At 55.9% G+C, this 24,861-nt stretch carries 20 protein-coding genes; 6 read left to right on the top strand and 14 right to left on the bottom strand.

What is annotated here, in order from left to right:
- The first annotated feature begins 35 nt into the window (after positions 1–35).
- The 3 genes from SH573x_RS31165 to SH573x_RS31155 all read left to right on the top strand — a co-directional run bounded on the left by SH573x_RS31165 (position 36) and on the right by SH573x_RS31155 (position 3,805).
- The gene (locus SH573x_RS31165; protein ID WP_479352143.1) at positions 36–767 is read left to right on the top strand and encodes an ABC transporter ATP-binding protein; all 732 of its coding nucleotides are present in this window, start codon (positions 36–38) and stop codon (positions 765–767) included.
- 296 nt (positions 768–1,063) lie between these two features.
- A complete protein-coding gene (locus tag SH573x_RS31160; protein WP_479352142.1) occupies positions 1,064–2,758 on the top strand; it encodes a putative ABC exporter domain-containing protein in 1,695 nt (564 codons plus the stop codon).
- A 45-nt stretch (positions 2,759–2,803) separates the two neighbouring features.
- Complete coding sequence (locus SH573x_RS31155; RefSeq protein ID WP_479352141.1) at positions 2,804–3,805, top strand: NAD-dependent epimerase/dehydratase family protein; 1,002 nt, start codon at positions 2,804–2,806, stop codon at positions 3,803–3,805.
- A gap of 530 nt (positions 3,806–4,335) precedes the next feature.
- Here the strand turns inward: SH573x_RS31155 and SH573x_RS31150 are convergent.
- The 9 genes from SH573x_RS31150 to SH573x_RS31110 form a co-directional block, all read right to left on the bottom strand.
- Positions 4,336–4,512, bottom strand: coding sequence for a hypothetical protein (locus SH573x_RS31150; protein WP_479352140.1), 177 nt, complete (start codon positions 4,510–4,512; stop codon positions 4,336–4,338).
- 77 nt (positions 4,513–4,589) lie between these two features.
- A complete protein-coding gene (locus SH573x_RS31145) occupies positions 4,590–5,741 on the bottom strand; it encodes a cysteine desulfurase family protein (protein WP_479352139.1) in 1,152 nt (383 codons plus the stop codon).
- Positions 5,742–5,953: 212 nt separating this feature from the next.
- Positions 5,954–6,739 carry a TatD family hydrolase gene (locus SH573x_RS31140; RefSeq protein ID WP_479352138.1) on the bottom strand — a complete coding sequence of 262 codons (786 nt, stop codon included), beginning with the start codon at positions 6,737–6,739 and terminating at the stop codon, positions 5,954–5,956.
- 107 nt (positions 6,740–6,846) lie between these two features.
- Entirely contained in the window at positions 6,847–7,833 is a 987-nt protein-coding gene (locus tag SH573x_RS31135) for a phosphatidate cytidylyltransferase (RefSeq protein ID WP_479352137.1), read from the bottom strand.
- Between the two features lie 3 nt (positions 7,834–7,836).
- Positions 7,837–8,436, bottom strand: coding sequence for a lysophospholipid acyltransferase family protein (locus tag SH573x_RS31130; RefSeq protein WP_479356834.1), 600 nt, complete (start codon positions 8,434–8,436; stop codon positions 7,837–7,839).
- 249 nt (positions 8,437–8,685) lie between these two features.
- Complete coding sequence (locus SH573x_RS31125) at positions 8,686–9,939, bottom strand: tetratricopeptide repeat protein (RefSeq protein WP_479352136.1); 1,254 nt, start codon at positions 9,937–9,939, stop codon at positions 8,686–8,688.
- A gap of 27 nt (positions 9,940–9,966) precedes the next feature.
- Positions 9,967–11,127 carry a (E)-4-hydroxy-3-methylbut-2-enyl-diphosphate synthase gene (gene ispG, locus SH573x_RS31120; protein ID WP_479352135.1) on the bottom strand — a complete coding sequence of 387 codons (1,161 nt, stop codon included), beginning with the start codon at positions 11,125–11,127 and terminating at the stop codon, positions 9,967–9,969.
- An 84-nt stretch (positions 11,128–11,211) separates the two neighbouring features.
- The gene (locus SH573x_RS31115) at positions 11,212–11,709 is read right to left on the bottom strand and encodes a TrmH family RNA methyltransferase (RefSeq protein ID WP_479352134.1); all 498 of its coding nucleotides are present in this window, start codon (positions 11,707–11,709) and stop codon (positions 11,212–11,214) included.
- A gap of 62 nt (positions 11,710–11,771) precedes the next feature.
- Positions 11,772–15,989, bottom strand: coding sequence for a serine/threonine-protein kinase (locus SH573x_RS31110; protein WP_479352133.1), 4,218 nt, complete (start codon positions 15,987–15,989; stop codon positions 11,772–11,774).
- A 178-nt stretch (positions 15,990–16,167) separates the two neighbouring features.
- Between SH573x_RS31110 and SH573x_RS31105 the strand changes: the two genes are divergently transcribed.
- The gene (locus SH573x_RS31105; protein ID WP_479352132.1) at positions 16,168–17,538 is read left to right on the top strand and encodes a LysM peptidoglycan-binding domain-containing protein; all 1,371 of its coding nucleotides are present in this window, start codon (positions 16,168–16,170) and stop codon (positions 17,536–17,538) included.
- Positions 17,539–18,178: 640 nt separating this feature from the next.
- Here the strand turns inward: SH573x_RS31105 and SH573x_RS31100 are convergent.
- The 4 genes from SH573x_RS31100 to argJ form a co-directional block, all read right to left on the bottom strand.
- On the bottom strand, positions 18,179–19,195 hold the full coding sequence (locus SH573x_RS31100) for a dipeptide epimerase (protein WP_479352131.1): 1,017 nt from the start codon (positions 19,193–19,195) through the stop codon (positions 18,179–18,181).
- A gap of 52 nt (positions 19,196–19,247) precedes the next feature.
- Positions 19,248–20,300, bottom strand: a complete 1,053-nt coding sequence (locus SH573x_RS31095; RefSeq protein WP_479352130.1) for an N-acetyltransferase DgcN family protein — start codon at positions 20,298–20,300, stop codon at positions 19,248–19,250.
- Between the two features lie 73 nt (positions 20,301–20,373).
- Positions 20,374–20,781 (bottom strand): holo-ACP synthase, encoded by a 408-nt coding sequence (gene acpS / locus SH573x_RS31090; protein ID WP_479352129.1) that lies wholly within the window; start codon positions 20,779–20,781, stop codon positions 20,374–20,376.
- A gap of 22 nt (positions 20,782–20,803) precedes the next feature.
- On the bottom strand, positions 20,804–22,009 hold the full coding sequence (gene argJ / locus SH573x_RS31085; RefSeq protein WP_479352128.1) for a bifunctional glutamate N-acetyltransferase/amino-acid acetyltransferase ArgJ: 1,206 nt from the start codon (positions 22,007–22,009) through the stop codon (positions 20,804–20,806).
- Positions 22,010–22,579: 570 nt separating this feature from the next.
- Here argJ and SH573x_RS31080 point away from each other — a divergent pair.
- Positions 22,580–22,807, top strand: coding sequence for a GYF domain-containing protein (locus SH573x_RS31080; protein ID WP_479352127.1), 228 nt, complete (start codon positions 22,580–22,582; stop codon positions 22,805–22,807).
- Between the two features lie 174 nt (positions 22,808–22,981).
- Here the strand turns inward: SH573x_RS31080 and SH573x_RS31075 are convergent, their stop codons facing one another.
- Positions 22,982–23,662, bottom strand: a complete 681-nt coding sequence (locus tag SH573x_RS31075) for a 3-keto-disaccharide hydrolase (RefSeq protein WP_479352126.1) — start codon at positions 23,660–23,662, stop codon at positions 22,982–22,984.
- Between the two features lie 196 nt (positions 23,663–23,858).
- Between SH573x_RS31075 and SH573x_RS31070 the strand changes: the two genes are divergently transcribed.
- A complete protein-coding gene (locus tag SH573x_RS31070) occupies positions 23,859–24,830 on the top strand; it encodes an endonuclease/exonuclease/phosphatase family protein (RefSeq protein ID WP_479352125.1) in 972 nt (323 codons plus the stop codon).
- Positions 24,831–24,861 lie beyond the last annotated feature (31 nt).

Here is a 24,861-nt window from a genome sequence, read left to right as displayed (position 1 = left end):
GCGGCTAACGCCGTCGGCTTAGGGATTCGTCCATAATGTCAGATGTAATTTCCGTCGAGCACTTCCGCAAAGAATACGATCGTGTGGTCGCGGCTGACGGTGTCAGTTTTGCGCTGCCGCGAGGTGTGATTGGGGCTTTGATTGGTCCCAATGGTGCGGGCAAGACGACGACGATGCGGGCTTTGTGTGGCATTGTGCGACCCACGGCTGGCCGGCTGCTGGTCGTGGGCTTTGATGTCGAGCGGGAGCCGCTGGAGGTCAAACGTCGCATAGCCTACGTGCCTGACGATCCACCATTGTTTGAATCTTTAACGGTACACGAGCATCTGCAGTTCATCGCTTCGGCCTACAACGTACCTGATGCGTCCGCTCGCACCGCCGCTCTGCTGGAGCAATTGGAACTTACAGGCAAAGTTCATGCGTTGGCTAGCGAACTGTCGCGGGGCATGCGTCAGAAAGTGGCCATCGCCTGTGCTTACTTGCGCAAGCCCGATGTCATCATGCTCGACGAACCTCTAACTGGCCTGGACCCAGTTGCCATTCGACAACTAAAAGTGTCGCTGGTGGAGTTGGCGGCGGAAGGTTCGACCGTGCTACTCAGCAGTCATTTGCTCGCCTTAGTGGAAGATATCTCGCAGTATTTGGTTATCTTGCGCAGCGGCAAATGCCTGTTCTCAGGCACCTTGGCAGATGCTCGGCAGCAGTACGGTATCACCGGTTCGCTCGAGGATGTATTCTTCCGCGCCACGCTCGAGACTCAAAAGTAAGGAACCGTAAAAAAATAAATGACCGGACGTATCGTAACAGGGTAGCTTGATCTCCATCAAACCCTGGTGCCGTTCCTGGGGCGATGCTCACCTTGAATTCCGCGAAGTGTGTTGCCATGCCTGTCATTCAACCCACAAAATTTCTGGCTATTTTATGCTACGTTCCAACCCGTTGTCACAGAACTCATGATGTCAGGTTGATTCAACCAAATCAGTGACAGGTGAATTCGTCGTTCTTCGCGCATTGTGAGTCCGGTCATTTATTTTTTTTCGGTTCCTAAGGTTACGAGCAGCGAATGCATCCAGCGTTGTGGTTACTTCTATGGTTGGATATTCGCAGCGGTTTGCGCAGCCTGGTGCGTGGCAAACGCTGGATTCGCAAAATGGGCATGGTGCTCATGCTGCTGCTATTCATTGGCTTTATTGCCTTTGGCCAATATGCAAACGTGCAGATGGCCAGGGATCGAGCGCCGGGCGCGGGCGAAGATCCGCTGATCGCCACTCAGAGTTTGCGCTTTGGCGCAGCGATGCCTTTTTGGGCGCTGATTTACTTGCTGGCAACCTGGCTGACCGCCGCGGCTGATCGTGGACTCGTCATGCGCCCGGCCGAGATTCATTTCTTAGTATCTGGTCCATTTAGTACGCGCGACATCCTGACGCTGAACCTGGTGCGGCTGGCTTATCGTTCGCTGTTCAGTTCATTGATTCTGTCGGCGGTCGCTTTCGCTTACATGCCGAACGTGCTGTCGGGCTTTGTGGGTATATGGATGGTGCTGTGCGTATCGTTGCTGGTAGGCATGATCGCCTCTTTGGCTGCCCGCAATGCCTTACCCAGGTATGTGAAAGTCGGCCGAGCCTTGCTGAGTGTCGTGGCCTTGGGGACGTTGATCGTGATGGTCATTCAATCGGTGCGCGGCATCGAAGCGCGTGGCGGAACACTGGATTTCAGTCGTGTTGCGGCGGAAGCTTCGACGACGCAACTTGGTCGCGTGCTCTTGCCGCCGGTGGCTTGGATGTTTGCGCCGCTGCAGCAACGAGAATTCTGGCCCACAGTGCCGCTGCAGCTACTGGCTCGGCTGCCGATTCTGGCGCTATTAGTTGCCGCGGTCTATGCGCTGGGTGGAGGTTTTGGTGAAGCCGCCACTGAACGCACCGATCGCGCCATCGCGCGCCGCCAATCCGCTCTGCGCAGTGGTACAGTTGTCCAAGGCGGTTGGTTGGGGCGCATTTCGGTTCCCAGAATCGGTCGACTGGGTGGTATCGGTAGCGTTGCCTGGTTGGAACTGACAATTTCTCTACGGTTGCTGCCGCGGTTCATTTTGTACACGCTGTCGATAGTGACGTTGATATTGGTGATCCCACTATTCATCAACGGACAGCGCATGGAAGGCTCGGCAGGCTTGATGTGGTTGGCTGGACTGACCACTTATGCTGATTTTCTGCTGCTGTTGCAATTGCCGGTAGGGTTTCTGGGGCCAACGTCGCATCGCCTGGTATTCAAGCAATTGCCCTTGCCGGCGTGGCGAATCGTGTTGGGTATGCTGGCCGGGCCGCTGTTGCCGGTCTTGGTTACGCACATCTTAACCGTGGCCATGTTTCTGATTCTGCTGCGCGAGCGTTGGCTGGATGTAGTCATGGTCAGCCTGGTCTTGATTCCGACTGCCTTTGTTTTGGCATCGACGATTAACTTGTTGGGATTGTGGGGAGTGATCAAACCACGCGCCTTGCAACAACGCGACGCGTTAGCGGCTGGTCGAGCCATGCTGAGCGTGTGGCTATTCACCTTTATGGCAGTCCCTCCAGCGATCTTGGCAGGCTTGGGGGCGCTGGTGGGTGGACTGGTCAGCGATACGCTGGCCGGCTATCTGGCGGGTGCGGCCATCGGTTTGATCATTGCCAGTGCGATTCTGGTAGTCCTACTAGCCATCTTCTTTGAGCGCTGGTACCCAGAGAGTGGCACTGCAGAAGAAGAGCAAGAGCTGAATCGATAGAAAACCTTGAGCCGTTTTTTGGGGAAGGACACAGGCGAAGAGCCCATGCCACAGCGGATATTAGTTACTGGCGCTACAGGATTGCTGGGAAATTGCATTGTTCGCGAGCTGTTGGCGCGCGGACTCGCCGTGCGCGTGTTGGCGCGAGCCGGAAAAGACGCCTCTGGACGTCCTGAACTGGCAGGTCTGAAGGTGGAAGTAGTCACTGGCGAACTGAACGATCTGGACATCTTGGACCAGGCGGTAACCGGTTGCGATGCGGTTATCCACTCGGCGGCCTCGATCCACATCGGTTATCATCGCCGCGCGGAATCCCAGCGCACCAATGTCGATGGATCTCGAGCGGTGGCGCAGATCTGCCAGCGTTACGGAGTGCGACTGGTGTACGTTTCGACGGTCGATACGCTGCCGGCAGCTGTGGCCGCCGATCAACCGTTGGATGAGACAGCTGCCGAACGCGGTGCAGGTTGCCCGAAAACCGCTTGCACTTATGTGCTTACTAAACAAGCCGCCGAACAAGAGATCATTGCGGCAGAGAGTCGCGGTTTGGATGTGGTCATTGTGCATCCCGGATTCATGCTCGGGCCCTATGACTGGAAACCATCTAGTGGTGCATTGATATTGGCGGTCAAGAAAGCGCCGGTGGTTGTATCGCCGCGCGGAACGGCCAGCGTATGTGATGCGCGCGATGTAGCGGCTGCGATTGTGAACGGTTTAACGCTCGGCGAACGCGGCCAGCACTATATTCTGGCTGGCGAAAACCTGCCATATCCTCAGCTGTGCAGCCAAATCGTACAAGTGATTGGCCAATCAAAACGCGTGTTTCGCATGGGCCCGGTGATTCCTGCGGCGGCTTGCATGGCCGACTTCTGGTATCGACTCTCGGGTGCAGAGGAGCGACTGTTCAACGGCGCTGCCATCGCGATGGGTGGGCTGCATCACGCCTACAGTTCCGCCAAAGCTGAGCGCCAGTTGCAGTATGTGCGCCGGCCTATTGATCAAACCTTGCGCGATGCATGGACATGGATTGCAGCGCATCACCTCTAGCGCCTGCGATGAATCATGGTGGGCCACCGGCGATTGATAATGCATGGTCCAACTCAAGCACGTTATGGCTACAAGGATCAGTACACAGCGCTACCAATTCGAGCGTTGTCGTCGCCAATGTGGTCTTGATCGTCTAAGCGCGTCACAAAAAAATTTCAAAAAAAATTTGCAACGACGCAGATTCTCCACTCGATTCCATTTCACCATACCTCTATATTCAGCGTCCATGGAATGCTCGCGCGAGCATAGGTTTCGACGGAGTCTCTAGATCGTGAAAGGTATTACGATGGCAAAGAAAGCCGCAGCAAAGAAGGCCAAGGCCGCACCAGCGAAGAGTGCTAAGAAGAAAGCCGCTAAGAAGAAGAAATAGCTTCTAGCTATTGATGACGCGGCGAGTGGTAGTGTGGCTCACCACTCGCCGCAACTCTTTGATCGATTCCAGTCTGATTAACATCTAATCGATCGACTTATGCCCGCCACACATTCTTGTTGAATTTAGTATGGCCATTAGTGCATAACACATCTCCGGCTCACATACGGTCGTCATACTGTTCCCACCCCTCCGAACTGGCCGACAATTCCAAGCCCAGGCGATCCCATCTTTTTGCCCGTATCACGGAGGCAGAAAGATGTGTGGGCAGAAAGATGTTGACGCCTGGATGTGATTGATCGAACAAAATGAAGTATTCGATTCGCGATATCGCCATGGCGATCACGGTCGAAATTTTTGTTCAGAAGAGTGACCAAAGGCTCAAATTTTTCTGCCCAATCATTTTTCTGCCGCTTACTTCAGGCTTTCATAGGCAGCGGCGATTAGGTGGCAGGCTCGATCGATTTCGTCTTCGGTCGTGTTCCAGCCGAAGCTGATGCGCAGGGTTCGGGCTGCCTGGTCGGCGGAGAGGCCGATCGAGGCGTAGGTTGAGCAGATGTTGCCGCCGCTGCGCCGATAGGATCCGGTGGGCTGTGGCATCAAGCAGATTTCGGGCAAACGCTGTTCGAGCATCGAGGTCGAAACATTGGGCAATTGCAGGCTGAGCGTATGCGGCACGCGCGCAGCCCGCGCTCCATGCACCGGCAAGTGTTCACACAAGAGTTGCTCTAACTGCAGATGAAAGCGATCTCGCAATTCGCTTAGTCGGTCGCTGGCCAGTTCCATGCCTTGAGCCACCAGGCGCGCGGCCTGTCCCAAGCCTACCACGTGCGATACGTTTTCAGTCCCAGGCCGCAAGCCAGCTTCGTTGCCTTCGCCAAAGAGAATCGGTTCGATCGTCACGCCCATGCGAACGTACAAGGCGCCGATGCCTTTCGGTGCATAGAACTTGTGCCCACTTAAACTGAGCAAGTCGACGCCTAGTTCGGATACGTTAACCGGAATCTTGCCGACGGACTGGGCCGCATCGACATGCAGCAAAGCTCGATTCTCCTGACACAGTTCAGCCACTTGAGCAATCGGCTGAATCGTACCCAAGAGATGGCTGGCATGAATGAGACTGACCAGGCGCGTGTTGTCGCGCATGGCATCCTCCAGCTCATCCAGCCGAATAAGTCCTTGGGGATCGCTGCCGATAAAGGTAACTTGCCAGCCCCGTGTCTCCAGTTCCTCTGCGCAGCGCAGGACGCAGGCATGTTCCAAACTGGACGTAATCAGATGCGGAACCAGGTTGGGCTCTTGCTGCGCTACTGCCCGGGCCGCGCCCATCAGCGCCAAGTTGATGCTCTCGGTGCCACCACTGGTAAAGACGAGTTCCGCCGGATGAGAACCGATTAGTGAAGCCAGATGTGACCGTGAATCCTCCAACGCTTCCTGCATGGCGCGGCCCTGCCAATGCGAGTTTGATGGATGAGCATAAAATTCGCTCAAAAACGGCAACATCGCATCGCGGACACTCCCGGCGATCGGCGTACTGGTGTTGTAGTCGAGGTATATCGTGCGCATTTATCTATCTAAATCCAAGTGCGGTCGGAACGCACGCCCTGCCCAGACAAAATAACCAAGATAGTAGCTGAGTAGTACTAGTCGTACAGGCGGCGTTTTGGGCACGTGGATGTGTCCACGTGCTGAGGCCGCCTGTCTAGGTTGGACTTGTGGTTAGAAGTGCAACGCTTGACGGGTGCTGAGCGGCTGGGGACAGCCGCTCTACACGGGGGCTACGATGTCAGTGCCAGGCCAAACAAGCGCTGGGCGTTGGCGGTGGTTTGCTGGGCGAGCGTAGCGGGGGAGACGCCGCGGACCTCGGCCAGGCAGCGGAGCGTATGGACGACCAAGGCAGGGTGATTGGGTCGCTGGCCACGCAGTGGATGCGGCGTCAGATACGGGCAATCGGTTTCAACCAGAATGCGATCGTCAGGAATCGTTTTGGCGATTTCACGCAAATCCGCAGCGTTCTTGTACGTCACCATTCCCGCAAACGAAATGTACAAGCCCAACTCCAAACAACCTTCGGCCACGGCGGCCGGTCCTGTAAAGGAATGCATCACGGCGCGAAAGGCTCCCCCCTGCTCTGCATGACCGCGCAATATATTCAGGGTCTCCTCGGCACAGTCGCGCGTGTGAATGATCAAGGGGCGATCGACGCGGCGGGAAAGCTCGACATGCTGAGCCAGATTGGTAACTTGCATCTCCCAAGGCGAATCGTCCCAGTGACGATCCAGGCCCGTCTCACCAATCGCTACCACCAACGGATTGTCCGCTAGCCTGCTGATCGCTTCAAAGTCACCGCTGTTGGCGGCAGCGCAGTAGTTGGGATGAATGCCGACACTGGCGCGGACACTCGGGTGGCGCTGCGCCAGTGCGATACAAGCTCGAGAGCTCTCCAAGTTGGTAGCCACCGCTATCATCCCACCCACATCGGCTTCGGCCGCTTCACTTAAGACGTGGTCCAACTGCTGCAGCAAAGATGGATCGGTCAGGTGGGCATGAGTATCAATGATCAACGGAGTAGGCTCCTAAAGAACCGTGGATTCATAGGGTAGCCACCGTCGCCAGACGGTGGACTAGGCTGGCAGCGAAATCCACCGCCTGGCAGCGGTGGCTACCTCCATCACGAGTAGAAGAATCGGGTCAAGTGGTAGAACACGGGGGCAGCGAAGCAGAAGGTGTCGATGCGATCGAGCACACCGGCGTGGCCCATGACCAGCGTGCCATAGTCGTTGACGCCGCGATCACGCTTGATGGCGCTCATGGTCAAGCCACCAAACATGCTCATGACGGCGATGACCATCGACATGCAAGCCGCTTCCCAGATCTGAAAGGGCGTAACCCAGTACAGCAGTGCGCCCATTAAACCTGTCGACAGAGTACCGCCCAAAAATCCTTCCCACGTGCGACTGCTGCTGATGTCTTTCGCAATCAGTTTTTTGCCCGCAATCTGGCCCCAGGTCCATTGGAAGACTTCTGATAACTGCGACATGAGCACAAAAAAGAACAGCAGACCCGCATTGCGATTCCAGGGCTGGCCGGCACTATCGATCAGCGGCAGATACAGCAGAGCTGGCGCGTAGCTGAGCGAATAAACGCAGATCAACAATCCAGCTTGGATCTGCGCGGTGCGTTCCAGGAAGCGTTTACTGTCACCGGCGATGGCGATGATCGAAGGAATGAACAGCGAGGCGTAAACTGGGATCATGATGCTATAGATGCCATACAGATCCATGGCCGTTTCGCGGAACGGATGTTGGACCTGTCCCACAGCGATGAGAATGTACTGCAGCGGAGTAAAGAGAACCAAAGCCAGAAACAGCGCACGATGATCGCTGCGGCGCGTGGGTGTCATCGTGATGAATTCACGCATGGCCCAAAACGATACCAGGCCGAACATGATGACCGTGCCAGCTCGATGAGCCAACAGTCCGAAGACCATAATGGCCGTCATGAGCCACCAGGCGTTCAGCCGCTGTCGAAAACGCCTGACCAGCGCCGGATTGATCGACGCACTGGGTTGCCGCCGCAGCCAACGTCCTACCAGCGACGCAATGGCTAGCGTTACCAGTACAGTCCCTAAAAGAAAATTGGTTTGAAAGTCGGTCATGGTTCACCGATCTTTCAAAGCACGAACCGACTCGCGAGCCCTGTTCAAGAAGTCGTTCTTCTGTTCGCCGCTTTCGAGCCAGATCGGCGGGCCGATGGTGATGCTGCTCAGCAGCGGCACCGGTAGGAACTCACCTCGCGGCAGAATACGATTCATGTTGTCCATGTAGACCGGGACCAACTCCAGATCAGGACGCTTCTTGGCCAGGTAGTACAGGCCACTTTTGAACTGCCCCATCTCGCCTTCATCGGCTCGACTGCCCTCAGGGAAAACGATTAGCGAATAAGTATTGCCGATCTCTTTGATCATCAGTTCGACCGGACTTTGGTGGACTTTGATCTCTTTGCGATCGATCAGCAGCGCATTGAAAGAACTAGCCAAGAACCTGCGCCAACGCGTCTGAGCCCAATAGTCTTGAGCAGCCACCGGGCGCGTCAACCGCCGCAGTTCGCGGGGTAAAGCTGACCATAAAACCACCGCGTCCAAGTGGCTGGTGTGGTTGGCGAAGTAAACTCGCTGGCAGACGTCCGGCTGGCAATCAATCCAGCGAACCGTAAAACCGCTGAAAAACCTGGCCAACAGCGTGATCGATTGGCCGGTTATCCGCTGGGCTGTGGTGAGCTGGTGACGTGGTTCGTCCGGACCGCCCGCTGGTCTATCGAAGGGATGCTGAGCCACCGCAGCCACGTTGAGTCCTGAATTGCAAGAGGAATACGGCCAATCACTACTGGGATATCGTATTCAAACCTGCCAAAGGAAGATAGTCTCCTTTTCGCGAAGGCCAACCTCGTGCTGGTTAACAGGTTCTTGTTTGAAACGCAAAGTCCGCACAGGGTCACAGAACAACGTGGCTTACTGGCCCAGGTCTTTGGGGTCAAATTGCTCTTTGTTTTGGTAGCGCTGTAAGACGCGCTTGGCAAAGCCTTTGTCCTCTTCGGGCAAGAGTTGCAGGACCTTTTCTTGCCAACCAATGGCTTTTTCGAATTGGCCATCAGCTGCCAGGGCGGCACCCAGGGCCAGCAGGTCATTGACGTTTTGATAATTGGTCAGCTCGCAGGCTGCTTCCGCCAGCTTGATCGCCGCTTTGGCATCGCGGAGCGATTGGTCCTGGCTGAGCACAAGTAGCCAGGCTTTATTCTGCAGAGCCAGGCCATACTTGGGGACCAGTTCGAGAGCTTTATTGTAGTCCTCGAGCGCCTCTTTCCATTTACCCAATTGTTGATAGTTGTAACCGCGATTGTTATAAGCCGAGGCCATTTGCGGGGCTTCGGCGATGACGCGCGAAAAGTTATCGATGGCCCCGGCATGTTGGCCGAGTTGGAAATAGATGAAGCCGCGGCCCATCCAGGCTGAGACATCTTTGGGATTCAATTCGATGGCTTTGGTGTAATCGGCCAGCGCATCTTCCAAGCGATCGGCCGCTTTGAGGGCGATCGCTCGCTGCTGCAGCAGAATCGGATTCTTTTCGTCCAACTTGATGGCGCTGGTGTAATCATCGACCGCCTTGGCGCCTTGTCCAAGTGCCATATAAGCGGCGGCACGGTTGATCAGCGACGAAGTATCTTTGGGGTCCTTCTCGAGGGCAGCAGTGAAATCGGCTACCGCTTCTTGATGATGGCCCGTGGCCGCTTGGAAGATACCACGACTGGCGTATGCATGGGATTCTTTGTATCCCAGTTCGATGGCCTGGTTGTAGTCGGCCAATGCCTTGTCGTGTTGCCCCAGAGCCCAATGGGCGCTGGCCCGCATCGTGTACAGACGACCTTCCTGGTCGTTTTCTTTGATCAGTTCGTCATAGATGTCGATCGACTCGGCGAGCTTGACCGCATTGGCTTTATCGACTGCGCCTTTGTGGCCATTGAAGGTGCGAATGACATAGGCATCTTCGCGTTCCGAGAGAACGGTCAGCAAGTCCCCCTTCTCGATCGTATCGATGATCTTGTCGCCTAAGGTCAACTTCATCTCGACGCGCGCGACCAGTGGTTCCGTGATCGGTGGCGGAGCAGCAGGCTCTTGCGCGCATACATACAATTGGCATGTCGCGGTGAGCGCAAGGAAGTTGATCAAACAGAAGCAAATAGATCGAGCGATATTGGTTAGCAACATTCGGCAATCGAACATCAAACAAGTGGTTTAAGGTTTTGCAGTGGCTGAGGCGGGACTGCGTTGGCTGATCAAGTCATCCAGCTCGGCTTGTAAGCGCGGCAGAATCTCTTCGTAGGTAAAGGCTCCTATAGCCTGACCGCCACGTTTAAGATTCACACGCGTCGGACCACACCACAGACCCAAATCAGCTTCGTCGGTTTCGCCTGGACCGTTCACGCGACAGCCCATTACAGCTATGGTAATTGCGTAGTCCTGAGCGTAGCGGGTCATTTCCTTCACTTTTTGAGCCAGTTCCACGAATTCTTCGTTTTCGACGCGTGAACAGCTCGGACACGAGATGATATTGAGCGCATTTGGGTTCAAGGCAACCACGCTGCGCAGCCGACCCGCATAGATATCATCGATGATCGAACGGCCCGCGGCGATCTCTTCGGGCTTACGCGGGTTAGGCACCGTCAGCGAGACGCGAATGGTATCGCCAATGCCTCGGCCGATCAGCTGCTCGAACGCAATGCGCGTTTTGACAATGCCATCCGGCGGCAGCCCCGCTTCGGTCACGCCCAAATGGAGTGGCACATCGGGCCGAAGCGCCGCAAAACGCTGGTTGATCTCAACCACTTTGGTGGGATCGCTGTCTTTCAGCGAAACCACGTAGCGCTCGAACCCCAGCTCATCGAGCAGTTGGCAATGTTCGGTAGCGCTTTCGATCATCGGAGTAATCGTATCGTGAGCGTCGAACTTGCTCTTCTTGTCAGGGTCCACGCTCCCACAGTTCACGCCGACGCGCAGAGCGCAATCGTGGTCGCGAGCGACCTGCGCCAGGAACTGAACTTTCTCCTGCCAAGGTTTGTTCTTTTCGTGATGGTACAAATGACCGGGGTTATAGCGAATCTTGTTGACGTTTGGAGCAACCTTGAGTGCCAGACGATAGTTCTCTTGCAGGTCGACCGACAAGTTGGCGGTGGTCTGCCGACGAATCTCGGCCAGGGCCTGGGCATCTTGATCGCTGTCGACCGCAATCCGCACTACATCGGCGCCCGCGGCAGCCAAAGCGTTGACTTGTTCCACCGTCGCATCAATGTTACGCGTATGAGTGGCCGTCATACTTTGGACAGCGATAGGATGTTGCGACCCGATCGAAATCGTACCCACGCGGACCGATCGCGTGGGATTGCGTTGGATATTCATTAGTAGGCACTGCCTGACGGATAGGTGACGATGGTTTGTAAGTTGATTATAGTCGCGTTTGACGTAGCGCCGTAGAGCGGTGTGTTACGTAGGGAACTGACGGCAGTATTCGTAGAGGGCCATGGTGGTCGCGGTGACGACGTTGTGACTGGCGGGCTGGCCGTAGACGGGGATTTCGATGACATCGTCCAACAGGTCCAGGACCTCCTGGCTGAGTCCCTCGCGCTCAGCGCCGATGATGAGGGCGGTCTCTCTGGCGTATCGATACTCATACAGGCACTGCGAGTGAGTCGTTTGTTCCAGCCCGACCAGCCTGAGACCGCTTTCGCGCAGTTTGATCAGCACCGGCGGCAGGCTGCGATGAGTTTCCAGGCGAACGTAATCGGCGGCATCGCGAGCAATTTCGCGATCGACCTTGCCGCTACCGCAGTGAATCAGTTTTTGAACCCCACAATTCCCTGCCAACCGAATCATGCGCGAAAGATTAACACTACTGCGAAGTGGCGCGGATACCAAAACCAAGGGTCGAGGTGCGGCGAGAGTTTGTGGTGGTTTATGGCGAATATGCTCGAATTTCGGCATTACGATTCCTTGGGCACACCCAGGCTGTGCGTAACTGCTATGGGTCGCTCGAGAAAACAAACTTAACTTGGCAGTGGCAGGATCAGGTTCATCAGTCTCTCGGCACTCATACAACCTTCTTCGGCCAGTTGAGTTCGAATGGCGCGGACAAAGCCGGTTGGATGCCAGTGTTCGGCATGCCATTCGACGGCTAGTGCCAACAAATTGAGTTGTTGGCTGCGGGCAGCGTCCAGCACAGCTTGCCACTGCGGTCGACTGGGCACGCGACCTTCGGCTGCTTCGACGGTCAATTGTAAGGCGCGGGCGTAAATCAAGAAGGTGGGTTCGCGCAACTTCAGCAACCTGGCGATCTGCTTGCGCGCATCTTTTAAATAGATGGCAGCTTGAGTGGCGTCGCTTTGGGCACACGCCAGGTCGCACACGACCCGCAGATAACGCATCAACCATTCGTGATAGGCGATCGACATGATTCGACTGGCCTCTAAACAGGGCCAGCGCTGCATCAGCCGGGCGCGAGCCCCCGTAAAATCGCCTTCGTAGAGCAACTGGCGTACTTGTGAAACCCACAGCATCACTTGTGGCATCTCGAATACTTCGTCGCTCAGCACGGCGCTGGCCTTGGCTAGTGAATCGCGACCGGCCTCGATGTCATCGCGCACCAGGTCGGCCAGGTGAGCTGCATTGACATGCATCCAGTAGGTCCACATCGTATCGGTCCGCTGGACGGCATCCTGGCGGTAGGAATCGGTGCGTTGGCATAGCTCGCGTAGTTGCCCCGAGTACCACAAATGCGCCAGTGAGATCCACGATACAAATCCGGTTTCCCACGTATCGGTTGCATAATGTGCGGCGTATAAATGTTCGGCTCGCTGCGAATATCGGAGGGCTGTCGAAAATCGTCCTTGCATGCTGTACCACATGAACATGCACGCATGGACCCGCGCGCGGGAATTTTGACTGCCGCTCTGCCGGGCCAATCGCCGTGCCAATCGAATCCAGCTGACCGCTCGACGCCTGGGCATTGTCGAGCGTGAAAAGAGCATGAGAGCCCAACGCATGGTCGCCAAAGCTCGATCGAAGCTAGTGCCACGTTCTAACGACAAGTGAAACATGCGTGTGATCAAGCGTCGACCAAGTTCGCCATCGAGGAACTGCAGTGGGCCACTGATACGGTTGAGGCACTGTTGGATTTCGGTGAAGGGAGTGGCATCGGCTTTAAAGGTAGCTTGCGTGGGCATCATCCTGGCCTTTTCATTCAGGCGCCAACGCGCGAAACCTCGGCGCAGCCATGATGAACCATCGGCCAAGACATCCAGTTGCCGCAAGACGGTGCGCAGGCTTTCTAGTCCAGCCGCCAGGCGACCGGCCCGAATCCACTGTTCGCCGGCCAGACATTGCATCAACGTCTTATCATCTTCGGCCGATAGTGCCAGTTGCTCATATGCGTGAGCGGCTGCTAGTGAGTTACCGTGTCCAGCCAGGCAATCCGCCTTCAAGCGGAGCGCCGAACGCACTTCGCCTTCGGTGCGTTGGGCTTGAGGATGAAACGCCCGCTCGAGCATCCAGAGAGCTTCGGCGTAAGAGAGGCGGCGCGCCGCTGCGCGAGCGCCTTCCATGTAGCAGGCGGCCGCTTCGCGAAACTGTCGCGCTTCCGAGTAATGGTGAGCAATGCGTCGCCAAGGTGGTGGCACCTCGCTGGATAACATGCGCGCCAGTCGATAATGGCGGCGTTGCAAGCGATCTTCCATCATCGCTTGTAGCACGACTTCGCGAAATCTTTCGTGCGATATTTCCACTTCGGAATCCAGTGTTGTTCCGCTAAAACGAATCCAGCCTTGGCCACTGAGATGATTTAGTTCTGACAGCAACTGGCCGGGCATGACGCGCGTGACGGTCTGCAATTGATGAATGCCCAAGGGCTGGGTTGAGACCGCTAGAAACTGCAGTACCTTTTCTGTAGCCGGTGGCAACATCGAAAAGCGATTATGCAGGACTCCAGAGTTCTTCTGCGTACCCGACAACCAAGTTTCGTCGCTCAAGCGATGTCGGACGATGTAGTTGACGTAGGAACGCAGGAGCTCTTGTAAGAGGAATGGACTGCCACCTGAACGTTTGAGAATGTCAGCGGAAACTTCATCCGTTAACCGAATGCGCAACCGGCCCGACCAACACTCTAAAAGTCGGACGCACTGCTCGCGCGACAGCGGCGGTATCTCGTATACGGTTCCCGATTTAGGCAGGTCGGTTTCTGGTTCGATCAACTTTTCCAAGAATGGCGAATCCACCTCTGAACCTTGATCGACCAGAATGATGAGGCCGCGAAATTCATCTGGACTGCGTAGCAGTAACGAGAGAATGCGACCGCTTTCACTATCGGCCCAGTGGGCATCATCGATGGAGATCACCAGTGGTCGACGTTGACTGAGGCCTTTTAACCAGCCTAGTAGTGCGTGCAGACCGGCTGCTCGGCGCGCCACCCCTTCCATCGAATCGCCGGTGCGAGTTTGAGCCGGCCAAACGCTATCGCCACCCAGTCGTTCCATTTGCGGAAAGGTGTAGACGATCTCCTCGCCACCGCCCTTGGCCAAATCGTGCCACAATTCTTTAGGCTGCATGGCCAAACAAGTGACCAGTTCTTGCACCAACAAATTCAGCGCTCGCAGGGGCGTGTGGTCTTGGCTGTGGCAGCGAATACTCAACCGCAAAACATTTTTGCTGACCGTGACCGTATCGGTATGCGCCAAGCGAACTGCGGGATCGCTGGCCAAGATCGACTTCAGCCAGCGGTTGAGCAACGTGGTTTTGCCCATACCGGATTCGCCACGAATCAACCGTAGAGCCGCCTGGCCAGAGCGAGCCGCTGCCAGCCCTTCGTCCAGCAGTTTTAAGCCGCTTTCACGACCGACAAAGTCGGTTTCACTGACGACGAAAGGAATTGGCTGACCGACATCGCTCCCCAAACGACGAATAATCTCTGCGGCTCCCGGCCGCTCGACCGGTTCGGTGCGCAACATTTCCAAGCAGAGACTGGCCAGCTCTTTTGGGCAGGCGGCCAGTTGTTCATGGCTGGCGGAATAATCCAGTTCAAAGCGTTTACCCGATTCGATCGCGGCATGCATATCGATGCGCACGGGCGGAAAGGCGCCGGTCATCGTTTCATACATCATGACCCCGAAGCTGTACCAGTCGCTGGCAAAGCCCGGTTCTTTTCCATGCAAGGATTCAGGCGAAAGATAATGCAAGGTTCCCACGACTTGCTGGCCATCGAGCGGTTTTGAGGCAGTCGTCTGATCCTCTTGAATGCGACTGGCCAGTCCCAAGTCCAGCAGCACTGCGCGACCGCGACCGGTGATCATCAAGTTGGAACTCTTGATGTCACGATGGATGACTTCGTGATCATGCAAGAAGGCCACAGCCAGGGCGGCTTGACTGAGTACGCGCCGCAACTGGCCCCAGCGATCCGGGCCACTGATACCACTGAACCAATCGCGAATGGCTTTGCCTTCGACGACTTCCATCGAAAAGTAACGCGTGTCCGCTTCGCTGAACGTATCGTAGAGTTTGACGACGTTGGGATGATTGAGTGTCGAGAGCCAGGTGAACTCTTCGATAAAGCGATAGATGCTCCATGAATCGGCGCGGTTGATAATTTTCACCGCTACATGGGCAGCGCTGCGCAGATCGACCGCGTTATACACGGTCCCCATGCCGCCTTGGCCGATGACATCGGTCAGCAGGAAGTACCCTAAACTGCAGGGCAATTGCGAAAACGAAATCTTCTTTTGGCTACTACCTTCCGCGACGGTCGTGTCGTTCTGATTGGATTCGGAGGGCTCTTGGTTAGTGCCACCGAGGCGATAGAGTTTTTCTTCCATTACCTGCATCATGCTGCCTACGCGTTCTTTTTCGTTGGGGCAGAGATCCAAGTAGGAATCGTAGTTGGGGGTCTTGGGGTCGAAGCGGAGACGCAAGGCAAATTCGAGCATAACGAGTTGGATCAGCAGTTCGCGATGCGACTTCAGTTGCGGAAAGCGATGCAGAAAGAGCATGACGCGCGGCTCGACGCGTTCGTCTTCGTCGATCGGCTCGACTTCCAAATGCTCGAGCAGGTTGGGCGGTTGGTAGGCATACTCCAATTCGACGGCCAGCAGTCGAGCTAGCAAAGCGACTTCGTCGTCGGGTGCAACCTGTTCGAGAAAGGTCGCATAAGCCTGCGGTTGATAACCATTCCATTGTTTGCGGAACTCCTGCTCTAGTTCGGCCAATTGAGCATTGAGCATGGGAGTGGTTTGCAAGGAGAGTTAAAGTTCTTACCGCAGGGGCAGCGCGGGCTATGGGTGTCATGATAAGCTGCCGAGAATTGATCTAGCAAGCTTTTCGGCAAATCTCTAGGATTCGCAAAATTCGGACTGGACGCAGCCCGTTGGGCCAGCGATGAGAGTGTCAAGGAGGATAGTCGTGCAGACCATTAAAACGGCAGTTGTAGTCGTTCTTTTGTTGGGCGTATGCTATGGCGCGTACGTAGCCATGAACGCACCCGAACCGACCTTGCCTCCGGATTTGGAAGCTTGGAACGAGAATGAGATGGGTTTGAGCGTGGATACGGGCTCGCTAGTCGATGTCCCGCAGCTCTCGCCCTCGCCGCCTCCGGCGGACCTGGCCCCGTTGGCTCCGCCGGCGATCACGGCTCCGCCGACCGCCTCACTGACGCTACCGCCGCCAGCAGGCTCGCAGGCACCCCCACTGGCCAGCCCACCATCGCTGAGTCTGGATTCGCCGCCTCTACCTGGCTTTCCAGGTGATCTGCAATCGAAAAAGGAAGAGAGTCTGGGTAGCAAGCTGCTGCCGGATTCCGGTGCCACAGCGGATCTGCCTGAGGGCACGTCAATTCCGCTACTGGGTGCCGATGATTCTACCAAGACTCCCGAAGTGAATTTGGTGAATGATCCCAGCAGTGACTTAGGGTTACCACCGATGCCAAACTTGCCGAGTTTCGATCCACCGGCCGCGCCATCTGGGGACTCCTTCGTAAGTGTGCCTGGGCAAACCAATTCGTTGCCGCCAAGTAACGTCGGTGGCGATGCACAGCTTTCTAAGCCGCATGATCCCAAGGCCAGCAAGACAGCTTTGCCGTATGCTGTCGCTCACAAGCAGGCGCTGGAATTGACGCAAGAGAATAAGCTGAAAGCGGCGCTCGAACTGATGAGCCCTTACTTCGATCACATTACGCTCGAAGAGTCTGAGCACCGCGACCTGCGCGAGCTGTTGGACGCTCTGGCTGCAGAAGTGATTTACTCCAAGCGACATTTGATCGAAAATCGATTCGTGGTCAGTCCGGGTGAATCCCTGGAATCGATCGCCACCAAGTTTCGCGTCTCGCCCGAGACCTTGGCCAGCATCAATCGCCTCGACAGTACGCGCGTCGTACTGCCGGGTACCGAGCTGAAAGTTTTTAACGGTCCGTTCCGTGCAGAAGTCGATCTCTCACGCGGCGAACTAGTGATGTTCCTGGGTGATCTCTATGCTGGTATCTTTCCGGTCACCTTCGGCGACACGCCCAAGCCGGAGCTAGGTGAGTTCACGATTGTGGAGAAGCTGCGCGACAAGTCCTACATCACCGGCCAATCGTACCTCATCCCGCATTCGGATCCGCGCAATCCGTATGGTGGCTTCTGGATGCATCTGGGCAAAGACATCTGCATCCACGGCTCAGCCGAAGTTATCGATCCTACTTTGAAAGACGCCGGCTGCATCAGCCTGGCTCCGCTGGACGCACGTGAAGTGTATGCCTTGTTAGGCCAAGGTAGTACGGTAGTGATCAAAGAGTAGAACGCGTCGCGTAGAGCGGCTGTCCCCAGCCGCTCAGCACCCGGCAAGTCGTCAACCTGTAACACTAGTCACTCGTTCACTCGGTCGCATGGTCGGAAGATGCTTTGGTTAGAGGGTTCTGGTCGTAGAGCGGCTGTCCCCAGCCGCTCAGCACCCGGCAAGTCGTCAACCTGTAACACTAGTCACTCGTTCACTCGGTCGCTTGGTCGGAAGATGCTTTGGTTAGAGGGTTCTGGTCGTAGAGCGGCTGTCCCCAGCCGCTCAGCACCTGGCAAGTCGTCAACCTGTAACACTAGTCACTCGTTCACTCGGTCGCATGGTCGGAAGATGCTTTGGTTAGAGGGTTCTGGTCGTAGAGCGGCTGTCCCCAGCCGCTCAGCACCCGGCAAGTCGTCAACCTGTAACACTAGTCACTCGTTCACTCGGTCGCATGGTCGGAAGGAACTTTGGTTAGAGGGTTCTGAGCAGCTGAGGACAGCTGCTCTACGCTCAGCACCCGGCAAGTCGTCAACCTGTAACACTGGTCGCTTGGTCGGAAGATGCTTTGGTTAGAGGGTTCTGAGCAGCTGAGGACAGCTGCTCTACAATTGGTCGGAAGGAACTTTGGTTAGAGGGTTCTGAGCAGCTGAGGACAGCTGCGCTACGGAACCAATCGCACGCCGAGGCCGGGTTGCTCGGGCAGGTGGCAGTGGCCTTGGTGCCACTGCAGACCAGTGGCGATATCTTTGGCCAGGAGCAGTGCTCCGTCAAGATCGGCAAAATCGAGCAGCGGTAGTAGATGCACGCCTGCGGCGATGCCGATGCTTGATTCGGTCATGCATCCGACCATGACCTTCAGACCATTCTGCTTGGCGCGGGCGATCATACGCCGGGCGGGAGTCAGGCCGCCGCATTTGACTAACTTGATATTGATCGCATCAAAACAATCAAGGCAGCGATCAACATCGCTTTCAACCTGACAACTCTCGTCGGCCATCAGCAGCACTGGCGACTTTCCTTTGAGCGGCCGCATTTCGGCGTACGCCTCCGCAGGCAGCGGCTGCTCGACCAGTTCGACATTCAAAGTCGCTAGTTCGTCGGCCAAGCCCAGCACCTGGTTAGCTTGCCAAGAACAATTGGCATCGACGCGAAAGGTCGCCGACGTGTGCTCACGCAAGAAGCGGACATTGCTTAGACCGTTGTGGTCGAGTTTGATTTTGTAGATGGGCCAACCCGGCATGGCTTGCAGCTTGCGCAGCATGACCTCGGGAGTATCAATGCCAATGGTGTAGCAAGTCGGCGGACAGGGAGCATCTGCATCAAAGCCCCATAAGCGATACAGCGGCAGGTTGTGCTGCTGGGCAAACAAGTCCCAAACCGCGCAGTCCAGGGCGCACTGGGCAAAGCGATTCTCGCTCAAGATTGGATCCAGTTCGCGCCACAGTTCAGCTGGATTCTCTAACTTGAAATCGGCTAAACGTGGGGCTACTTCATGGAGCAAACGAGTCATATTCTCCAGGCTTGCGCCGTAATAATCGTTTGTCGTTGCCTCACCGAAACCAACCAGTCCATCGGCATGCAGTTCGACGATCATGGTCGGCTGAACGGTGGTCGTGCTGCGCGCAATGGTGAAGGGATCGCGCAGCGGCAAGTCGAACGATTTGATCTTGAGTTGCATAAGTGCCTTTCCGTGGAGAATGCAGAGCGCGGAGTGCGAACATCGCAAAAGTTTACATACCGAACTTGCGCCATGCGCCTTCGCGACGGAACAGATCAACCGCTTCGACTAAACGCTCAGGGCCTTCGCGCAGCACATCGACCACGGGCAGTTGCATTTCGTCTTCGAGTTCTTTGCCCAGTCGAGTGGCTTGATCGGCTTGAATGCGGCGACCGTTCATGGCAATGCCCAGCGTCACGCAGGGTTGATGGATACTGGCCATGGTTTCGAATAGTTCTCGCATGCGCATCAGGTTCGGGATCGGCACATGGTCGATACCGCCGACCGTAGTGCGGCCAGCTTCGAATGTCATGATTAACGCATGGGGCAAGCAGCCATGTAGCAGGCTCAAGGTGACACCCGAATACGATGGATGTACCAGGCTGCCCTGGCCTTCAACCAGCAGCACTTCGTGATGTTGATTTTCCAAAACCAGATGTTCAGCAGCACCGGCCACAAAGTCAGCCACGATGCAGTCCAGTGGCAAGCCACCACCGGAGACCATGATGCCGGTTTGGCCGGTGGCGACGAAGTGTGCATCGACGCCGCGTGCTTTCAAGCCATGGGTTAGTTCCAAGCTCACTACCATTTTGCCCACGCTGCAGTCATGACCGACGGTATGCACGCGAAGGCAATTGGGATTGAGTTCTTGTCGACGCGCGATTTGACGAAAGTTGTTTTTACGCACATCGATAATGCGCGTCCCGCGCTTGGTCGCCGCCGCGGCTAACTCTGGATCGTCGCTCAGGAAATCATGCAAACCGCTGAGGATATCCATGCCTCGGTCGATAGCCTCAAATAAGACTTTGCGCCAAGCTTCCGGAATGCGGCCGCCAGGAGGCGCGATGCCCATGACCAGCGTGCGCGCATCGGCCGCTTCATCCAAGCGAGCAATCATCGGCGTTTCGCCACCAGCATCGAGGAACTCGCGTGCTTTGCGGCCCGCGTTATCAGGGTCGAAGACAGCCACGCATTCGTCAGGGCAATAGCGCAGCAAGCCAGCGGCGGTCTTGGCCGTCCGCGGATTGGAGTATCCCCAAGTCAACAGGACCATCTTGCGATTCATCGTTGGTTCCATTCTCGCTGTGTCTGTTTGTGCCCTAATCCCGAATTGGACGTGTCGATGTGCTTAGCAGTAACTAAGCATAGAGGGCGGTGACGAAGGCCGTAGCATAATTGCGGCAATGCGAAATGCTAATGAGCAGTTCACCGATTCCACGCTGCAAACATATTTCGCGCGCCTGACCGCCGATGATAATCGTCGGTTTGCCGCCCACTGCATTGACCACTTCGATGTCGGTCCAGTGAATACCGCGCGACCAACCGGTGCCGATGGCTTTGAGAGCCGCTTCTTTAGCCGCCCACCGACCCGCGTAGTGCTGTGTGGCGGCTTTGCGCGCAGAGCAATAGGCGATTTCTTGTTGGGTATAGACACGCGTCAAGAACAGTTCACCGTGTTTTTCAATCATCTGGGCAATGCGAACGCACTCGGTTATATCGGTGCCAATGCCATAGATCGTGCCAGTCACATGGCGCGATGTGCTCATGCTGTATTGCGACTTTAACAGGCTAGGTGGTGTATTCGGAATTAAACCGTACGTAATCCAGCGTCAGATCGCTGGTCCAGTGGCGACATGCGCCGGGCCCGTCGCCTACGATTAACAATATATGGGTTAGATGATTATCGCGTATCAACTGACTGGCCGTCTTGGCATCAAAGCCGACCGGTTCACCGCACTGAAACAATAGCAGTCCATTGACATGCAATTCCAATCTGCTGATATCGATCGGTACTCCGCTATAACCGGTGGCCGACACGATGCGTCCCCAATTCGGATCGCAACCAAATACGGCCGACTTAACGAGATTGCTGCAGGCGACCGTGTGAGCAATCTTGCGCGCGTCGTGATCCGATTGCGCTCCACGGACATCGACTTCGATTAAGTGTGTCGCACCTTCACCATCGGCAGGTATTTGCTTGGCCAGTTCGATGCACATGGCTTCCAGGTTCTCAGCGAATTCAGCTTCGGCCGTTCCGCTGAGTACTTCGCCGCCGGCCTCCCCATTGGCCAGCAGCAACATAGTGTCGTTGGTGCTGGTGTGGCCTTCCACACTGATGTTGTTGAATGATTTGTCGGCGGCGCGTTTGAGCAAGACTTGTAGTTGTTCGGCCGCCAACGGAGCATCCGTCAACACGCAGCACAGCATAGTGGCCATATTCGGTCCAATCATGCCGGCGCCTTTGGCCATCCCGGCGATATGAATCTGGCGGCCCTGAGTTTCCATTTGACGCGACGTAACTTTGCGGCCATTGTCCGTTGTGAGAATGCCCTCGGCCGCGTTCAGAAAGCCTGTCTCGGTTGCGGCCAATTGTGAGGCAGCGGCTTGAATGCCCTTTTCAACTTTGTCCATGGGCAGAAAGCGACCGATGACGCCGGTGCTCATCACCAACACTTGATCGGCCCGCACCGGTGTGCTGCCCGCGATGGCGGTGGCCGCCATTTCGCACATACGCTGGGCATCCTCCATCCCTCGCACACCTGTGCAAGCATTGGCATTGCCACTATTGACCACAATGGCTCGTGCATCGCGCATGGGCGTCCGACCGCGGCAGAGCACTACGGGAGCAGCCACGACTTGGTTTTGGGTATACACCCCCGCTGCGCTGGCTGGGGAATCCGAAACAATAAGAGTTAAGTCTTTGGCACCAGCTCGACTTTTGATAGCACAAGCTGCCGAAGCAAAACGAAAACCGGCAGGAAGGCGATGCGACACAGCTAATTCCAACTCCAATGCGAGCAATTTGAGGGGCGAACGCACCACAAAACATAGTGCCGCCATCCCCGAAGCGAAAGCCCCGATTCTCCTAAGCCGAGGGCATTAGCCCCGGTTTTTGAACGTTCAACATAATTGATGCCGTTTCCCCCGTCTAAACGTGGGCCGCTTTTGAACGACGCAGGCGGAGCCTGCAAGGCAGCGAGTTACCAGGCAGAGCCCGGTAACCAGGCCGACTGCCCGAAACAATTGGCATAACACAGTGTTAAAACTAGAGCCCGCCAGCTGGTTGCTATGGGACGGAAGACCACGTTCTTAAGTGGTTGTCAGGATTCGGCTTAGGGCTTGACTTACCAGACGAAATTGCCGATAGAAACTTGCTAGGAAATTCCGTGGAAGGCAACAAATACTGTTGCATTTGTTACGAAAAAGTAGGAAAACATCCTGCATGAGCCATGCTGTGGCGATCCTAAGTTCCCTTAGGCTAGTGCCAATGGCTCGCGCCACGGACGACGACGAATAACTCCCCCCTACCTAAACCTCGATGCTTCGAGCAGGGAGAACTAGAGAATGTCAGCCGATTGGTATTTCATCAAAACGGGCTTCTTCGGAGGCCATAAAGCGGTTGGGCCGATATCCGAAACCCAGATGCTGGAGCGCATTGGCAAAGGTGAGCTGCAACCCAACACCATGGTGTCCAGCACCTCCAAGACGCATGGACACTGGGTGCCCATGCGCGAAATCCGTCCAGCCTACAAGCATTATCTGGAGACTCACCCCAAGAGCCACGCTTCCTGAGGTCTTCTTCCAGTAGCGGAAGCCGTCAAGGCTTTCGAAGTTGATTTTTTGTGTCGCGTTTCGTGTCGTTGTTTACGGCGACACGCCAAACGCTAGCAGGCTGGGCTAGACAGGCAGACTCTAAATGCTTGCCGCCATCGCGTGTGCCGGCGGCAAGCTTCGGGGGCTCTGGCACTACTGCTGCAATTTCAGATTCTTGAACTGCACGACCATTGGTTTGCCCACGTGAATTTGCAGGGCCAAGACGCCCTTGGTCGCAGCTTTCTCAGGTTGGTTGTCGATTGTTTCACTCATCAAGGTGTCGTTGATGTAGTGGCTCAATTTGTTGCCCTTGGCGACCACGCGATAGTGATTCCAAACATCGGCCTTGATGACCTTCTTTAGATCATCATCTTTGGCAATTTCTTCTTCGCTGATCTTGCCATCGGGGCCAATGGTGGAGCGTTGGCCGCGTTTGCAGACAATACCGCGACCGCGTTCTTCGTAGTTGATACCGGCATAGGTCAAGGTGGCATCGATGTCCGCTTGATAACCACCGACGATGAACTTATCAGCGTCCACGACTTTGCTGCGATATTGGATGCCGGAGTTGGCATTTTCTCCAGTGATCTTGTAGTCCAGGTTCAGTTCAAAGTCGGCAACTTCGCCTTCCCAAATGAGAAACGAATTGGCGGTCAATGGGTTTTCTGGCGTGGTTGTGCCGGTGATTGCCCCGTCTTTGACAGACCAAAGTTCGGAGTTGCCCTTCCAGCCGGTCAGATCTTTACCATTGAAGAGTTCTTTGGCATCTTGTGCGCAGCACCAGGAAAGGCTGGTTAGCGTAACGCAGAGTAGTGCAAAACTTCGTAGCAACATGGGTGGGTCTCGGTGTGAGTGGGGATGGGTGATGGTTGGGGACTCAACAATCTTAACTAGCTGCCAGTCCGCTGTCGACAAAGTAGTCGATACCGATGTTTTCAGGAGCCATATGAGGGCCCTACCAACGGTCCTCGAGTCCTGTTTGTGCCCTCATCCCGAATTAGACGTGTCCATGTGCTTATAATGATCGCCAATGAACTCACTTAAAATCGAAAAACGGGCAATCTCGCCAGCCCCTCGCCGTCGTCGGTTGGCTGTGGTCATCGTGCTCTGCCTGTGGGCATGGGCCGCCATGGTTATGCTAGCCGGCTGGGGGCCCTGGATCGAATTGGCGTCGCACTTTGTGCTGCATGGCTTGATGGCTAGCGGGCTGGTCATGTTGCGATTGGCGTGGAGTCGGTATTGGAAGCTGCTGGGCTGGACGATTCCGCCGGCCGCGTATTTTCTGATATTGTTTCAGCCTTGGACTCTGTGGTTAGCGCCCGGCGCATCGCCTGACAAGTTGCAGCGATCGTTGCAGGTCATGTCTTGGAACGTGTTGTGTGTCAATGAACATTTGGAAGAGATCGAGCAAGTAATCGTCGGTCATCCGGTCGACGTGCTCGTGTTGATCGAGGTGCGTCCGAATCTCTTCGAGCAAATTCCGGCTATCCGTCAGCAGTACAAGCACTGCCTATCGTTTCCATCGTGGAGCGGCAATGGCATAGCGGTGCTGAGCAATCGCGACGACGTGGATTTGGACAGGCTCGAACTAGCCGGATCGGTCATGCCTTCGATTGAAGTGACGGTGGCGCAAGATCAATTGAAGTTGATCGCCATGCATACCTGGTCTCCAGTGCCGCCATCGCGTTCCCTGTCACGCGATCAGCAGCTGGCAGCCCTCAAGCTGTGGACGCGTCAGCAAACCAGTCCGGTATGCGTCGCGGGTGACTTGAACATTACTCCGTGGGCACCCGCTTTTGCGCGCATGATCGATGCAGGCTTTGTCGATTCGCGCACTACTGGGCTGGGCAACCTGGCCAGTTGGCCCAGTTGGCTTGGACCCATCGGCATTCCGATCGACCACGCGCTCTGCTACGGCCAGTGCGCGATCACCAATCGGCGGCTAGGGCCAGTCGTCTGGGGCTCGGATCATCGCCCCATCTTGTTTGAAGTTGCGTACTAGTAGAGCAGCTGTCCTCAGCTGCTCGGAACCC

This window comes from Rania fehmarnensis, from assembly GCF_056494185.1.
Note: the sequence above shows the minus strand (reverse complement) of the source record. Positions and strands in the feature narration are given on the sequence as shown.

Bases quoted from the DNA above. Each gene is read 5' to 3' on its own strand.
- SH573x_RS31165 (WP_479352143.1), top strand. From the start codon at position 36: ATGTCAGATGTAATTTCCGTCGAGCACTTCCGCAAAGAATACGATCGT.
- SH573x_RS31160 (WP_479352142.1), top strand. From the start codon at position 1,064: ATGCATCCAGCGTTGTGGTTACTTCTATGGTTGGATATTCGCAGCGGT.
- SH573x_RS31155 (WP_479352141.1), top strand. From the start codon at position 2,804: ATGCCACAGCGGATATTAGTTACTGGCGCTACAGGATTGCTGGGAAAT.
- SH573x_RS31150 (WP_479352140.1), bottom strand. From the start codon at position 4,512: ATGGCGATATCGCGAATCGAATACTTCATTTTGTTCGATCAATCACAT.
- SH573x_RS31145 (WP_479352139.1), bottom strand. From the start codon at position 5,741: ATGCGCACGATATACCTCGACTACAACACCAGTACGCCGATCGCCGGG.
- SH573x_RS31135 (WP_479352137.1), bottom strand. From the start codon at position 7,833: ATGACCGACTTTCAAACCAATTTTCTTTTAGGGACTGTACTGGTAACG.
- SH573x_RS31125 (WP_479352136.1), bottom strand. From the start codon at position 9,939: ATGTTGCTAACCAATATCGCTCGATCTATTTGCTTCTGTTTGATCAAC.
- ispG (WP_479352135.1), bottom strand. From the start codon at position 11,127: ATGAATATCCAACGCAATCCCACGCGATCGGTCCGCGTGGGTACGATT.
- SH573x_RS31115 (WP_479352134.1), bottom strand. From the start codon at position 11,709: ATGCCGAAATTCGAGCATATTCGCCATAAACCACCACAAACTCTCGCC.
- SH573x_RS31110 (WP_479352133.1), bottom strand. From the start codon at position 15,989: ATGCTCAATGCTCAATTGGCCGAACTAGAGCAGGAGTTCCGCAAACAA.
- SH573x_RS31100 (WP_479352131.1), bottom strand. From the start codon at position 19,195: ATGCAACTCAAGATCAAATCGTTCGACTTGCCGCTGCGCGATCCCTTC.
- SH573x_RS31095 (WP_479352130.1), bottom strand. From the start codon at position 20,300: ATGAATCGCAAGATGGTCCTGTTGACTTGGGGATACTCCAATCCGCGG.
- acpS (WP_479352129.1), bottom strand. From the start codon at position 20,781: ATGAGCACATCGCGCCATGTGACTGGCACGATCTATGGCATTGGCACC.
- SH573x_RS31080 (WP_479352127.1), top strand. From the start codon at position 22,580: ATGTCAGCCGATTGGTATTTCATCAAAACGGGCTTCTTCGGAGGCCAT.
- SH573x_RS31075 (WP_479352126.1), bottom strand. From the start codon at position 23,662: ATGTTGCTACGAAGTTTTGCACTACTCTGCGTTACGCTAACCAGCCTT.
- SH573x_RS31070 (WP_479352125.1), top strand. From the start codon at position 23,859: ATGAACTCACTTAAAATCGAAAAACGGGCAATCTCGCCAGCCCCTCGC.